Origin of the sequence: Cognatishimia sp. SS12 (genome assembly GCF_028369055.1) — a bacterium.
Classification (GTDB): Bacteria; Pseudomonadota; Alphaproteobacteria; order Rhodobacterales; family Rhodobacteraceae; genus Cognatishimia.
In genome coordinates this window covers 361,119-375,401 of sequence record NZ_JAQNCZ010000002.1, presented here as the reverse complement: position 1 = coordinate 375,401, position 14,283 = coordinate 361,119, and the positions used below count along the sequence as shown (strand labels likewise).

At 59.9% G+C, this 14,283-nt stretch carries 12 protein-coding genes; 6 read left to right on the top strand and 6 right to left on the bottom strand.

The annotated features are described in order from the left end of the window. Window positions 1-52: 52 nt before the first annotated feature. Window positions 53-1,312: a glycosyltransferase family 4 protein gene (locus N6L24_RS06465; RefSeq protein ID WP_271843843.1), complete on the bottom strand. Its 1,260-nt coding sequence runs from the start codon at window positions 1,310-1,312 to the stop codon at window positions 53-55. Window positions 1,313-1,477: 165 nt separating this feature from the next. Here N6L24_RS06465 and leuS point away from each other — a divergent pair, with 165 nt between their 5' ends. From leuS to holA, 3 genes are read left to right on the top strand one after another with little or no spacing between them, the layout of a single operon-like run. Continuing rightward, window positions 1,478-4,099, top strand: coding sequence for a leucine--tRNA ligase (leuS, locus tag N6L24_RS06460; protein ID WP_271843842.1), 2,622 nt, complete (start codon window positions 1,478-1,480; stop codon window positions 4,097-4,099). Then, on the top strand, window positions 4,086-4,583 hold the full coding sequence (lptE, locus tag N6L24_RS06455) for an LPS assembly lipoprotein LptE (protein ID WP_271843841.1): 498 nt from the start codon (window positions 4,086-4,088) through the stop codon (window positions 4,581-4,583). Before leuS ends, lptE begins: the two co-directional genes overlap by 14 nt. Then, the gene (gene holA / locus N6L24_RS06450) at window positions 4,580-5,605 is read left to right on the top strand and encodes a DNA polymerase III subunit delta (RefSeq protein ID WP_271843840.1); all 1,026 of its coding nucleotides are present in this window, start codon (window positions 4,580-4,582) and stop codon (window positions 5,603-5,605) included. Before lptE ends, holA begins: the two co-directional genes overlap by 4 nt. Here the strand turns inward: holA and N6L24_RS06445 are convergent. The 4 genes from N6L24_RS06445 to N6L24_RS06430 all read right to left on the bottom strand — a co-directional run bounded on the left by N6L24_RS06445 (window position 5,602) and on the right by N6L24_RS06430 (window position 9,553). Continuing rightward, window positions 5,602-6,768 carry a TIGR03862 family flavoprotein gene (locus tag N6L24_RS06445; RefSeq protein WP_271843839.1) on the bottom strand — a complete coding sequence of 389 codons (1,167 nt, stop codon included), beginning with the start codon at window positions 6,766-6,768 and terminating at the stop codon, window positions 5,602-5,604. The genes holA and N6L24_RS06445 overlap by 4 nt on opposite strands. After that, entirely contained in the window at window positions 6,765-8,087 is a 1,323-nt protein-coding gene (locus N6L24_RS06440) for a mechanosensitive ion channel family protein (RefSeq protein ID WP_271843838.1), read from the bottom strand. Before N6L24_RS06440 ends, N6L24_RS06445 begins: the two co-directional genes overlap by 4 nt. Before the next feature lie 108 nt (window positions 8,088-8,195). Further along, the gene (locus N6L24_RS06435; protein ID WP_271843837.1) at window positions 8,196-8,807 is read right to left on the bottom strand and encodes an enoyl-CoA hydratase/isomerase family protein; all 612 of its coding nucleotides are present in this window, start codon (window positions 8,805-8,807) and stop codon (window positions 8,196-8,198) included. Then, on the bottom strand, window positions 8,804-9,553 hold the full coding sequence (locus N6L24_RS06430; protein ID WP_271843836.1) for an SDR family oxidoreductase: 750 nt from the start codon (window positions 9,551-9,553) through the stop codon (window positions 8,804-8,806). Before N6L24_RS06430 ends, N6L24_RS06435 begins: the two co-directional genes overlap by 4 nt. 133 nt (window positions 9,554-9,686) lie before the next feature. On the opposite strand from N6L24_RS06430, the gene N6L24_RS06425 reads away from it, so the two are divergent. From N6L24_RS06425 to N6L24_RS06415, 3 genes are all read left to right on the top strand, one after another. Continuing rightward, window positions 9,687-11,198 (top strand): DUF2125 domain-containing protein, encoded by a 1,512-nt coding sequence (locus tag N6L24_RS06425; protein WP_271843835.1) that lies wholly within the window; start codon window positions 9,687-9,689, stop codon window positions 11,196-11,198. 118 nt (window positions 11,199-11,316) lie between these two features. Then, a complete protein-coding gene (locus N6L24_RS06420; RefSeq protein ID WP_271843834.1) occupies window positions 11,317-12,663 on the top strand; it encodes a TldD/PmbA family protein in 1,347 nt (448 codons plus the stop codon). After that, window positions 12,650-13,420 (top strand): 3'(2'),5'-bisphosphate nucleotidase CysQ, encoded by a 771-nt coding sequence (locus N6L24_RS06415; RefSeq protein WP_271843833.1) that lies wholly within the window; start codon window positions 12,650-12,652, stop codon window positions 13,418-13,420. The genes N6L24_RS06420 and N6L24_RS06415 overlap by 14 nt, the downstream gene beginning before the upstream one ends. Before the next feature lie 10 nt (window positions 13,421-13,430). Here N6L24_RS06415 and N6L24_RS06410 read toward each other — a convergent pair whose 3' ends face one another. Continuing rightward, window positions 13,431-14,174: a glutamine amidotransferase gene (locus tag N6L24_RS06410; protein WP_271843832.1), complete on the bottom strand. Its 744-nt coding sequence runs from the start codon at window positions 14,172-14,174 to the stop codon at window positions 13,431-13,433. Window positions 14,175-14,283: the final 109 nt, after the last annotated feature.

The following is a 14,283-nucleotide window of genomic DNA, read 5'->3' as shown; positions in this document are numbered from 1 at the left end:
AGCGTCTCTTAGCAAACGGAACACCATGGGCCCTTTGGGGCCCATTTTTGTGTCAGCTTCCTGTGCCGCCCGGTTTAGTGCGTGCCAACCGATCCACCCATGTCAGTTGTTCGGGCAGGCACACAGACGTCAGATCATAGCGGGTTTTGATCAGCGCCCGCGCCTGCGTGCCCAATGTCGCCCGCGCATCAGGATCATTCAAAAGATCGCTGATCCGCCCAGCAAGCGCCGCGCTGTCAAAGAAATCTACCAGACGACCCGTGACCCCATCTTTGATCACTTCGCGCACCGGCGGCGTATTGCTGGCGACAATCGCCGCGCCGCAGCTCATCGCTTCCAAAAGCGACCAGCTCAGTACAAAGGGATAGGTCAAATAGACATGCACCCGCGCAAGCTGCAGCAGTTTCAGGAAATGCTCATAAGGGATCTTGCCCAGGAAATGCACCCGCGCCCAATCGGCATCCGAAATCTCACCGCGCACCTCATCAATAAAGCGCTGCTTCCAACTGATGCCATCTGTCGGGGCCGCGCCATAAGACTGCCCTTCACCGCCGACAATCAAGATCCGCGCATGCGGGCGGTCGCGCAATAACTGCGGCAACGCGCGCATGAAGATGTGATAGCCGCGATAGGGCTCCAGATTGCGGTTCACAAAGGTGATCACCTCATCTTTGCGCGTAAGCTGCTGGCCGTCTGGCAAGGCAAACCGCACATTTTCATCCGGCACGGCGCGCGCCGTGTCGATGCCGTCGTGAATCACACTGATGCGTTCTTGGTAGGGTTCCGGAAATGTCGCCGCTTGATATTTCGTTGGGCTCAGCCCCATATCTCCGAGCGGAAAATGCATCATGTTATTGAGGTTCTTGAGCCTCAGCCGCATCGCATCATCCGCATCATCGCTGCGCGGAAACTCCGGGTCAAAGCCCGCATCTGCGGCGTGCTCCTGATAGAAAAGTTCGTAATAAAGCCCGATCCGCGCCTTTGGCCAGACGTCGCGCAGAAACAAGGATTCGCCCCAGCCGGGGTGAGCGATGATCACATCCGGCTCAAAGCCCCGCTCTTTCAGCGCGCGCGCGGCACGCATGCAGGCTTCGCCCCGCAGCACCTTGGTGTCAAAATCCTTCAACCAAGGGTGGGTGCCGGTGCCCTGCTTGCGCTGCACGCGATAGGGTAAAACGCGCACGCCTTTCCAGTTGGTCGGTTCTTTCACGCGCAGGGTCAGCGCCACGCAGCGATCGCCGCGCGCCGCCAAAGCCGGGGCCAGATTCTTAAATTGCCCCGGAAAGTTCTGGTGAATAAAAAGAATGTTCATGCCGGGCCTGCCCAAAATGCGCTTTGCTTCGTTATAGACAGGTCTGATTCCCGCTGGGAACCGCATTTTTTGCTGCCAGCACTGGACCACCGCGCGCGCGCAGCCTATCACCTTGGCGACTGAGCCCACGCCGGGCCACCAAGGAATGTGAAAGGGATGTCCCGCATGACGCGCTATAGCCCCGCGGAAATCGAAGCAAAGTGGCAAGCGGCCTGGGAAAAGGCTGACACCTTCAAAGCGGTTCGCGATGAGAGCAAGCCCAAGTATTACGTGCTTGAGATGTTCCCCTACCCGTCGGGCAAGCTGCACATGGGTCATGTACGCAACTACACCATGGGTGACGTCATTGCGCGTTATAAGATGAGCACAGGGCACAACGTGCTGCACCCAATGGGTTTTGACGCTTTTGGCATGCCCGCCGAAAACGCTGCCATGGCCAGCGGCGGCCATCCAAAGGATTGGACCTACGGCAATATCGACACGATGGTCGAGCAGATGAAACCGCTGGGCCTGTCGCTGGACTGGTCGCGCATGTTCGCCACCTGCGATGTGGAATATTACGGCCAGCAGCAGGCCTTGTTTTTGGACATGCTCGACAAGGGCCTCGTCTATCGCAAAAACGCTGTCGTGAACTGGGATCCGGTCGATATGACCGTGCTGGCCAACGAACAGGTTGAAAACGGCCGTGGCTGGCGCTCGGGCGCATTGGTTGAGCGGCGCGAGCTGACCCAATGGTTCTTTAAGATCTCGGATATGTCCGAAGAACTGCTGAGCGCGCTCGATGGTCTGGACAATTGGCCCGCAAAGGTGCGGCTGATGCAGGAAAACTGGATCGGCAAATCCCGTGGTCTGCAATTCAGCTTTGAGCGCACCGACCGTGCCGCCCCAATCGAAGTCTATACCACCCGCCCCGATACGCTGATGGGCGCATCCTTTGTCGGCATCTCGCCTGACCATCCGATTGCCAGAGAGCTTGAGGCGCAGAACGCTGAGGTCGCGGCCTTTGTCGCCGAATGCCGCAAGGGCGGCACCACCGAAGAAGCGATTGAAACCGGCGAGAAGCTGGGCTTTGACACTGGGCTTAAGGTGAAGCACCCGCTGGACCCGAATTGGGAATTGCCGGTCTGGATCGCGAACTTTATCCTGATGGATTATGGCACCGGCGCAATCTTTGCCTGCCCGGCGCATGATCAGCGGGATCTGGATTTTTGCCGCAAATATGACCTACCGGTTAAAGCAGCATTCGAAGAAGCTTCGGGTGAGACCTATGTTTGGGGCATTTCAGATACTCTAGCCAAAAATCCCAACGCTGAACAGAGCGATATTGCATTTGTACCACCAAAAAATGAAAAGGTTCGCTTTATCAACCACTTCGCTGGGCTGACCGAAGCTACCGGAGAAGAAGCCATAAACGCTTCAGTGGATTTCGCAGAAAAAGCGGGCTGGGGCGAAGGCGTCACCAAATACCGCCTGCGCGACTGGGGGCTGTCACGCCAACGCTATTGGGGCTGCCCGATCCCGGTGGTGCATTGCAACAGCTGCGGCGTGGTGCCGGAGAAGAAAGAAAACCTGCCGGTTGAGCTGCCCTATGACGAAGAGGGCAAAGCGATCGACTTTTCGGTGCCCGGCAACCCGCTGGATCGCCATCCGACCTGGCGCGATTGCGCCTGCCCGTCGTGTGGCAAGCCAGCGCAGCGCGAAACCGACACGATGGACACATTTGTCGACAGCTCTTGGTATTTCGCACGCTTCACTGCGCCGCGTGCCAGCACGCCAACTGATCTGACCGAAGCAGATTACTGGATGAACGTCGACCAATACATCGGCGGCATCGAGCACGCGATTTTGCACCTGCTCTATTCGCGCTTCTTTGCGCGCGCGATGAACATCACCGGCCATCTGCCAGAAAAAAGCATTGAGCCGTTCAATGCGCTCTTCACCCAGGGCATGGTGACTCACGCGATTTACAAGAATGCAGAGCGTACGGATGACAACGGCCGGGCGATCTATCATTACCCCAACGAAGTCGAAGAGCGTGACGGCCAAACGGTCGTGAAAGAAACTGGCGAGAAGATCACCGTGATCCCGTCAGCGAAAATGTCCAAATCCAAAAACAATGTGGTCGACCCGCTGGCGATCATCTCGGCTTATGGTGCCGATACCGCACGTTGGTTTGTTCTGTCCGATAGCCCGCCCGAGCGCGATGTCGAATGGACGGCCTCGGGCGCAGAAGCGGCGCATAAACACCTGAACCGGGTCTGGAACCTCTGCGACAAGATCGGCGCGATGGACCCGGGCGCCAAGGGCCAGGAAGACGAAGCGTTGCTGCGCGAGATGCACAAGACCATCCGCGACGTGACGCTGGGCGTCGAAAGCTTCGGGTTTAATGCAGCGATTGCAAAGCTTTACGGCTTTACGGCCACACTCGCGAAATCCAAAGCCGGGGCCGCCGCGCAAAAACAGGCCATCATGACGTTGGCGCAGCTGATGTCACCCATGACGCCGCATCTGGCAGAGGACATCTGGGCTCATCAGGGCGGCGAAGGTCTGATTGTCGATGCACCTTGGCCCGTTGCCGATGAGGCGATGCTGGTCGAGGCCAATGTCACGCTGCCCATTCAGATCAACGGCAAACGCCGCGCCGAAATCAGCGTGCCAAAAGACATGAGCAAGGAAGAGGTTGAAAAACTTGTCCTTGCACACGAAGCTGTGCAGCGAGCGCTGGATGGGGCCCAGCCCAAGAAATTGATTGTTGTCCCCGGCCGGATTGTGAATGTCGTCATTTGATCGCCGCAGCTTTCTGAGACTTACCGCAGCGCCGCTTTTATTGGCGGGCTGCGGATTTGAACCCGCCTTTGGTCCCAATGGTGCGGCGCGCACCCTGTTGGGTCAGGTGTTGGTGGATGAGCCCACCACAAGCGATGGCTTTGTGCTGACGCGGCAATTGGAACATCGGCTGGGCCGGGCGGCAAATCCCCGCTATGGGCTTTCGGTGGCCATCACCACCGAGAAAGAAGGCGTGGCGCTGACCGCCGACAACCGCACCACGCGGATCGACATTTTGGGGCAGGCCACCTGGGCCCTGCGCGCGCTGGACAGCAAAGAAGTCTTGCTAAGCGGCAAGGTCGACAATTTCACCGGCTATTCCACCACCGGGGCCACCGTGTCCGAATTGGCTGCAGAACGCGATGCCCGCCGCCGCCTGATGATCATCCTCGCCGACCAGATCACACTCGCCCTGACGGCGCAGGCCAGCGAATTACCCGCATGAAACTGTCGCCGCGCGATGCCAGCCGCTATTTCGGGAAGCCTGATCCCAGCCGGACCGGCCTGCTGATCTATGGGGCGGACACCATGCGCGTGGCCCTCAAGCGCCAAGAGATGATCGCTGCCTTGATCGGACCGGCAGGCGAAGAGGAAATGCGCCTGACCCGCATCCCCGCCGCCAATCTGCGCAAAGATCCCGCGCAGCTGGTGGACGCGATCAAAGCCGTGTCGTTCTTTCCCGGCCCGCGTGTCGCTTTTGTCGAAGAGGCAAATGACACCGCCGCGCCGGCGATTCTGGCTGCGCTCGAGGATTGGGCCCCGGGGGATGCCCAGATTGTTGTGACCGCCGGGCAGCTCAAGGCAACGTCAAAAATCCGCAAGGCGTTTGAGGCGCATAGCAATGCTTATGCCGCGGGCATCTACAACGATCCTCCCAGCCGCGAAGAGATCGAGGCTGAGCTGGCCAAGGCAGGTCTGAAAGAGGTCTCGCGCGATGCGATGACCGACCTCACCAACCTGTCGCGTGCCCTTGATCCCGGTGACTTTCGGCAGACCGTGGAAAAGCTTGCGCTTTATAAATATGGCGACGCGGGCGGCGTGACCTCAGATGATGTGGCAGCCAGCGCCCCCGCCTCAACTGAGGCGGCGTTGGATGACGTTCTGAACATCGTGGCAGAAGGCCGCGCCAGCGAGATTGGCCCGATCATGGTGAAACTTCAGGCGCAGGGCACGCAGCCCGTCGGCCTGTGCATTGGCGCAACGCGGCACTTTCGCGCGTTATACGTCGCGGCCTCTGACCCGGGCGGCGCGGCGCAGGGCATTTCCCGAATGCGCCCACCGATTTTTGGCCCGCGCCGGGATCGCATGCTGCGCCAAGCGCAGACCTGGGGGGCCCCGAAGCTTGAACAGGCGCTGACATTGCTGACAGACACCGACCTGCAATTGCGCAGCGCCGGTCAGAATGCCCCGGCCATGGCTTTGGTTGAACGCGCGTTGCTGCGCCTGTCGATGCTGGCGCGCCGCTAGGGCTGCTGCAACAGCCAAGCCGCCGCCCCCTGCCCCGCCCAGCGCCCGGTCGCCAAACACGCCGTCAGCAGATAACCTCCGGTTGGTGCCTCCCAATCCAGCATTTCACCGGCTGCAAATAGGCCGGGATCAGCGCGCAGCATCAGATGTTCGTCCAATGCAGCAAAGGGCAAGCCTCCCGCCGTCGAAATCGCCTGATCAATCGGGTAAGGCCCGGTGATCGCAAGCGGCAAGGCTTTGATCAAAGGGGCCAGATCATCGGGCAAGGGCTGCGCAACCTCGCGGAGCAAGGCCTGCTTCACCGGATCAAGCTTTAGGGTTTTACGCAGAAAGTTACTGACGCTCATCTTGCCGCGCGGCTTTTCCAGACGCCTCCGTATGGTTTCAACGGAAACATCCGGCATCAGGTCAATCTGCAAAGCCGCGCCCTCGCGCAGCGCGCGGGACACTTCGTATATGCCGCCGCCTTCAACGCCCGCGGTGCCTATCACGAACTCGCCGCGCCCGACCTGCCCCCCGGCATGCAGCGCGACGCCTTTGACGGGGCTGCCAAAGAACCTTTGCATATGCGATGACCAGTCCACCACAAAGCCAACATTGGCGGGCGCAAATGGGGTGATCGGCTGGTCGATCAAATCCGCCCAAGCGCCGTCTGATCCCAGCCGCGCCCAGCTTGCGCCACCACAGGCCAGCACGCAGCAATCTGCAGAGAGCGTCACGCGCCCCGTCGCGGTCTCAAAGACAAAGCCGTCAGCGTCGCGCCCCACCCAGCGGTGGCGCGTGCGAATGTCGACAGGTTTCGCGCTAAGACGGCCAAGCCACTGCCGCACAAGCGGGGAGGCTTTCATCACCTCGGGAAACACCCGCCCGGTCGAGCCGGTGAAAATCTTTTGCCCCAGAGCTTCAGCCCAGGCCTGCACATCTTTGGGCCCGAAGGCCCGTAGCATGGGTTCCAGCGGCTCTGACGCCTCGGCAAAGCGACCGAGGAAATCTTCAAACGCTTCGTCCTTGGTCAGGTTTAACCCCGATTTGCCCGCCATCAGCAATTTGCGCGCTACGCTGGGTTTCGCTTCAGCGATGATCACTGCATGGCCGGCATCCGCCAGCGCCTCTGCCGCCATCAGCCCGGCCGGACCCGCCCCGATGATCAGCGCTGTTTTCATACGGGCAGTGCGCCTGCTGGGCCTTTGATCTCAACCACGCGGTGCGGATAGGGAATCTCGATCCCATGCGCTTTCAAGGTGGTCCAGATGGTCATCAGAACCTGCGGGGTGAATTTATTCTTGCCGTCATCAATGCCGTTGACCCAGAACTCCACCGCGAAATCCACACCTGAATCGCCAAAACCGCGCAGCTCGCAGTCGGGCCCATCTGGCGCATCCAGTACAAAATCCAGCCCGGCCACAGCGGCCTCAATCAAAGCTGGCACTTTGGTGATATCCGTATCGTAGCTGACGGAAAACGGGGCCTCATAGCGGTTGGCAGAGCCACTGTCGGAAAAATTCACCACCCGCGTGGTGATGAAATCTTCGTTTGGCACCACAATCCAGCGGCCGTCGAATGTTTCCAGGATCGCGGCGCGCGCTGTCATCTTTACGATGGTGCCCGCCTCGCCGCCGTCCAGTTCCACATAATCGCCGACGGTGGCCTGCCCTTCGATCAGCAGGATCACCCCTGAAATAAAGTTGCTCGCGATCTTTTGCAGACCAAAGCCAAGCCCCACACCAATCGCCCCCCCGAGCACCGCGAGCGATGTCAGCGAGATGCCCATGATGTTCATCAGCAGCAGGAAGGCGACGCCAAAAATCAGGATCTCGGCGGCTTTGGAGGCCAGCTCCCGTGTGGCGGGGCGCATGTCGGTTTGCCCCTGGATCAACGCCGTGGACTGCGCATTTGACCAACGGCCAAGCCAGAACACAACGCCGCCGACAATCGCAAAACGCGCCAAGAACAGGAGCGAGAAACTCAGGTTGCCCAGCGGAATGACCGTGGCCTCCAGCTTGGCTGTCGCCAGCCCCAAAAGACCAAATGTATGCAGCGCAGCAATGGGCAGCAGCAGATAGCGCCCAAGCACCTTAAGGAACGGGTCCCGCACCACACTTTTGACCCAGATGCGCACAGCAATCAGCAGGATCAGCCGGTTGCCAAAGGCGATGACCGCCCCAGTGCCAAATACGCTGCGCGTGATGTTTTCACCGACATCGGTCAGAACAAACGCCAACAGCGGGAACAGCAGCGGCACATATTGCAGGGCAAAACGCCGGGCCTTGGCGATCAGCGTGTCTTGCTCCGGTGGCGGCGTGAGAAGCCGTTCAAGGATAGGCCTCAACCGGCGGCTCAGCCAGAAAGCCAGCGCAAAGGCAAGCGCGATCAGCGCAAATTGCGACCAGGCGGCAGGGCTGCGGGCCCAGCCTTCGGCCACATCCCAACTTTGCTGCGCCAACGACATGATGTCGGTCAGAATTTGCGGCTGCGTTTCCATCTGTGCCCCTTGCATTCCGAGAAATCTGCCGCATCCTCTTGCCTGCTTTGGTATGAAACCTCAAGGAAAACGATGGCTGAACCCGCTGCGCCGCCAAGGCTATGCCATCTAAAGACACATGGTTTTGATGCCCGCGGCAATGTCGGGCTGTGCCGCCAGCGCATCTGCCGCAAGCTCTCGGGCGGCCTTGATGACATCCCCGGGCGCGACGATCCGGTCGATAAGACCAAATTGCAGCGCCTCATCCGCCGTCAGTTTCTGCCCGCCCATCAGAATGAGTTTTGTGCGCGCCGGGCCGATCAGCGCTGCCATACGCTTGGGGTCGGAGGGTTGCGGCAGAAAGCCAAGCTTCATCACCGGGTAAAAGAACTTTGCCTCTGGCACTGCAAGTCGCAGATCACAGGCCAGCGCCATGCCAGTGGCACCGCCTGCCAAAGTGCCGTTCAGCGCCGCGATCGTCAGCCCGGGTGCCGCCGCAACCGCCGCTGACAGCCTCTCCCACAACGGAGAGGTGGCAAGACCCCTGCGCGCCGCCTCAAGATCCGCCCCGGCAGAGAACACTTTGCCTTGGCCCGTCAGAATGATCGCGCGCGCCTCTCCCGCGCCTTCGAAAACCTCGGCAAGATGCTGCAACATATCTTCGGTCAGCGCATTGGCTTTGCCCGGGCGGTTCAATGTCACAAGCCACAGGCCGGACGCTTCTTTGGTTACTTCGATCACATGAGACCCAATCGCTGGCGCAGCTCTGGGCTGCGCAAAGAAATTTCTTGCCCCAGCAACCCGTCCGCTTCTGGACTGCACATCCACAACAGCGCCTTGGCCGGCCATTCGGGCGGCACGTGATCTTCCCACGCCAGGTCGCTGACCGGATTTATGCCACTGGCCTTGATGTCACGCTGCATCTGCGTTGCAACCGTGCCCGGCGACAGGCTGATTGCTCGAATGCCTTTTGCGCCCTCTTCTGCATGCAACGCGCGGGTCAGCATCAGCGTGGCCGCCTTTGAGGCGCAGTAAGCACTCCAGCCCTCATAGGGAGTACTGGCCGCGCCAGACCCGATGGTCAACACCGTGCCGCCGCCCGCGCGCAGCATCTGCGGCACGGCAGCGCGCATCCCGTTGAACACGCCTTTTGTGTTTACATCCAATACGTTGCCCCATGCGTCCGGCTCTGCATCCAATAGGTGGCATATCGGTTCCAACACGCCGGCATTATTGATCAAAACATCCAAACCCCCGAATTGATCAATGCAAATGTCAACCGCCGCTGACATATCGGCAAAGCTGCTGACATCGCCAGAAATCGCACGGGCCGTGGGGCCGATGTCTGCGGCAAGCTCTGTAATTGCACCTGCGCTGCGCGCCATAAGCGCCACATTCGCCCCCGCATCGGCGAAAACCCGCGCGGCGGCGGCACCGATGCCGCGGCTGGCCCCGGTGATCAGCACCGTTTTCCCTGTCATTTCCATATCAGGCATCTCCGATTTGCAATTTTGCTGAATTGGTAGCGAGCCGCGGGCCGGTGGTCCAGCCCTTCCCCCCTTGACGCTGGGTGCCAGAGCACCGAAGTTATTGGAGATTTTTATTTGGGAAGGGTTCGTTATGTCACGTTGGACTCAATTGACTGGGGCCACTGCACTGGCCTGCATTTTTACTGCATCAGCGGCGACCGCCGATGTCACTGCGGCCGAGGTCTGGAGCGACTGGCGCGCCTATATGGAAGGCTTTGGCTATCAGGTCAGCGCGGATGAAGCGACCTCAGGCGACTCTCTGGTTGTCAGCAACATCATCATGACCTTTGACATGCCCGACAATGAAGGCAGCTTTGCCATGTCGATGCCGGAGCTGCGGTTTGACGGTCAGTCCGACGGCAGCGTGCTAGTGGGCATGCCTGACGTCACTACGATGCGCGTGATCGCAGAACCTATGGACGGCGAGAGCCTGGACATGACGATTGAGATGGTCAGCGATGGCCTGTCCACGGTCGTATCCGGTGAGCCGGACGCCATGACCTATGACTACGAAGCGCGCAGCATGACCATCACGCTTGCCGACGCGACTTTTTCCGGGGACGATGCGCCAGATGAGATGGATTTCACCATCGTCATGAATGACATGTCCGGTAGCTCGACCATGGAAGTTGGCGATATGCGCACCATGGCCCAGGTGTTTGATGTGGCCAGCGTGACCTATGACATGTCTGTGGTGGATACGGACGAAGACGCGAACATCAATATGTCCGGCACCATTGATGCCCTGTCGTTTGAAGGCACAGGTGCGGTGCCGCTGACATTTGATGCCGAGGACCCGAATGCGCTGTTCAAAGCCGGCTTTGGGTTTGAAGGCAGCTTTAACCAAGATGGTGCCGCTGTGGCGATGAATGTCACATCCGAAGGGCAGCCCTTTGCGGTCGAAAGCACCTCGGGTCAGGGCGATCTGGAAGTGAGCTTCAGCCAAGAGGGCCTGTCCTACGCCGGGCAAGGCAACGATCTGACGCTGAACCTGAGCGGCGCAGAAATTCCCTTCCCTGTTTCCCTGACGATGGCCGAGGCCAGCTATGATCTGCTGATGCCGCTGATGGCCGCTGAGGAAGACCAGGATTTCGCCTTTGGGATGACCATCGGCGATCTGGCGGTGCCGGATGTTCTGTGGAACATCTTTGACCCAGCCGAAGTGCTGCCGCGCACACCGGCAACAATCGGTTTTGATTTGCTGGGCAAAACCCGGCTCTTTACCGATCTGATGGACCCGAGCATCGAAAGCAGCGACGAATTCCCTGGTGAATTGAAGGCGCTGACCTTGGAAAACCTGGTGATTGAACTGGCCGGTGCAGAGCTGACAGGTCAGGGCGATTTTACCTTCGACAACAGCGACACACAAAGCTTTGACGGGATGCCCAAGCCCTTGGGCGCGGCAGAGTTTCGCCTGCTGGGTGGCAACGCGCTGCTGGATGGCCTGATCAAAATGGGCATCGTCAGCGAACAGGACGCCATGGGGGCACGCATGATGATGGGTCTCTTCGCCGTTCTTGGCCCGGCAGAAGATGAACTGAAATCTCGCATCGAGGTCAATGAGGACGGCCATGTCCTGGCCAATGGGCAGCGCATCAAATAAGCGCCGTCACAAAATGCTGAGGGCCGTTGGCGCAGATGCCAGCGGCCCTTTTTCTTTGCGCTCTTGCGTTGGGCGGGCGTCACGTCTACCTCAGAAGGAGCAGATACCCGGAGAACGCATGACCCAGCCGCTCGCAGATTTGACGCAAAAGCTCCTAGACGCCGCCAAGAAAGCCGGGGCCGACAGCGCCGACGCCATGGCCGTCAATGGCACCTCTGTTTCAATTGACGTGCACGCCGGGGCGCTGGAACATGCAGAACGGTCCGAAGGCACCGATATTGGCCTGCGGGTGTTCATTGGCCAGCGCCAAGCCAATGTGTCCGCGTCTGATACCAGCGAGGCGACCATTGCGATGATGGCCGAACGCGCGGTTGCGATGGCGAAAGAGGCCCCGGAAGATCCCCATATCGGCCTCGCGGATCCGGGCCAGTTGGCTGCGCACTGGGACATCGACGCGCTTGAGCTTTGCGATCCGACTCCAGAGCCCGCCCCTGCAGATCTGCAAGCCGACGCGCTGCGCGCGGAGGCCGCGGCGCTCAATATTGACGGCATCACGCAGGTGCAGGCCGCCACCGCGGGCTATGGCGCAACACAGGTTCATCTGGCGGCCAGCAACGGGTTTTCCGGCGGCTATGCACGCACCGATCGCGGCACATCCTGCGTTGCCATTGCTGGGTCCGGGGCCGCAATGGAACGGGATTATGATGGCGACAGCCGCATTTTCCAGGCGGATTTGCGCGACCCCGCTGAGATTGGGCGCACCGCAGCCGAACGCGCGCTGGCGCGCCAGAACGCCCAGCAGCCGCCCACCGGCAGTTACCCGGTGCTGTTTGACGAACGCATTTCAAGCTCTCTCATCGGGCATCTTTTGGGCGCGATCAACGGCGCGGCGATTGCACGCGGCTCGTCCTGGTTACTTGATGCGCTTGGCAGCGATGTGCTGCCCAAAGACCTGTCGATTTTCGAAGATCCGCATCGCGCCCGAGTATCTGGCTCACGCCCATTTGACGCCGAAGGGCTGGCCACCAAACCCCGCGCCATCGTCGAGAATGGCACGCTCACGGGGTGGACGCTTGATCTGGTGAACGCCCGCAAACTGGGCCTCAGCAGCACCGCCAATGCGGCGCGCGGCGTGGGTGGCCCGCCCTCGCCCAGCACATGGAACATCGCACTGACACAAGGCACGCAAAGCCGCGATGACTTGATCCGAGATATGGGCACCGGGCTACTGGTTACGTCGCTCATCGGCTCGACCATCAACCCCAATACGGGGGATTATTCACGCGGTGCCGCCGGTCTGTGGGTGGAGAACGGCGAAGTGACCCATGCGGTGAATGAATGCACGATCGCGGGCAATCTGCGTAACATGCTGCGCAGCCTGCGCCCGGCCAATGACGCACGCACGCATCTGAGCCGCGTTGTCCCCTCGCTACTTGTCGAAGGAATGACCCTTGCCGGAAAGTGACCTCGCGCTGCTGATTTCAGCGGCGCAAGAGGCCGGTGAGATTGCCAAATCATTTGCCAATGCCTCTGCCAAAGTTTGGGACAAACCCGATGGGGCCGGTCCCGTGACCGAGGCGGACCTGGCGGTCAATGACCTGCTGGAAGCCAAGCTGATGGCGGCGCGGCCCGATTATGGCTGGCTATCCGAAGAATCGCCGCACAATGACCGGCGCCAATCCACAGAGTCGGTGTTCATTATCGACCCGATTGACGGCACGCGAAGCTTTATCGAAGGCAAACCGATCTGGTCGCATTCGCTTGCCATTGTCAAACACGGTGTTGTGCGGGCCGCAGTGGTCTATCTGCCGATGCTCGACCGGCTTTACAGCGCCAATCTTGGGGGCGGCGCAACACTGAATGGTGCTGGCATCACCGTTGGCACCTCCCAAGCGCTCAACGAGGCTGACATCCTAGCCACCCGCCCGACCCTTGACCCTGCACTCTGGAAGGACGTGCCGGGCTTTAAACGCAGTCATCGCCCATCGCTGGCCTATCGGCTGTCCTTGGTCGCGCAGGGCCGGTTTGACGGCATGATGACGCTGCGCCCGACGTGGGAATGGGACATCGCGGCTGGCGATTTGATCGCGCGCGAGGCCGGCGCGGTCAGCACCGACAAGACCGGCACGGCGTTAAGCTACAACAATCCAGATCCGCGCCTGCCCGGTATCATCACCAGCAACAAGACCCTGCATCAGCAGATCATCAGCGCACTGGCATGATCCGGCAAAGCTAGTCAGCTTGCCGATAACGCTCCACAAAATTTCTGAGAATTTGCGCCGGCGCGTGCACGTCTGCGGCGCGGCACATCTTGATCAATGCTGCGGCGTCTTCGGGCGGGAAATAGCCGCTGTGTTTGTAAAAATTGATGCGCACTTCAAAACCATCTGCGTCCGCCTCGGGGTGGAACTGCGTGGCGTAAACATTCTGACCATAGCGCACCATCTGAAACGGGCAGGTTGGCGATTCCACCAAATGCACGCAGCCCTCGGGTAGGCGCTGCATGGCTTCTTTGTGCCCGACGAAGGCCTGAAATTTCTGCGGCAGACCGGCCAGAACCGGATCTGCTGCGCCGTCTTTGGTGAGGCGACAGTCGCTGGTTCCGGGGCTTTCAGAATAGTTCTCTTTGCTGATCACCCGCCCCAGGTGATGCCCCAAAACGCCGATGCCATAACAACAACCCATGAATGGGATGTCCTCTTTGGTTATCTCGGGCATCAGCGCCAGAATCTCAGCCTCAATATGCGCCTCGATGTCTGATTTCTGCGCGGGCGCGTCGCTAACGCAGCCCGGCCCACCTCCGACGATAACGCCGGAATAGTCCCGCAAATTCAAATCATTTGGCAGCACATCCTTGTTAAGTTCGAAGCGCACCACTTCGGATGCTGTCAGGCCTGATTTTTCCAAGATGGCCGCAAATTCATTGTCGCTCACCTCGGCTTCGGGGCGCAATTGCAGGATCAGAAAAGGTTTCATGGTGGTCCCCTTGGCTCTTTATACGTGGGTTGCCCGATCCCGCGGATCGCGTCAACTGCCCTTGCTCTTGTGGCCAGCAGCCCAAGGCCTTAATTTGCCAGAAAGACCC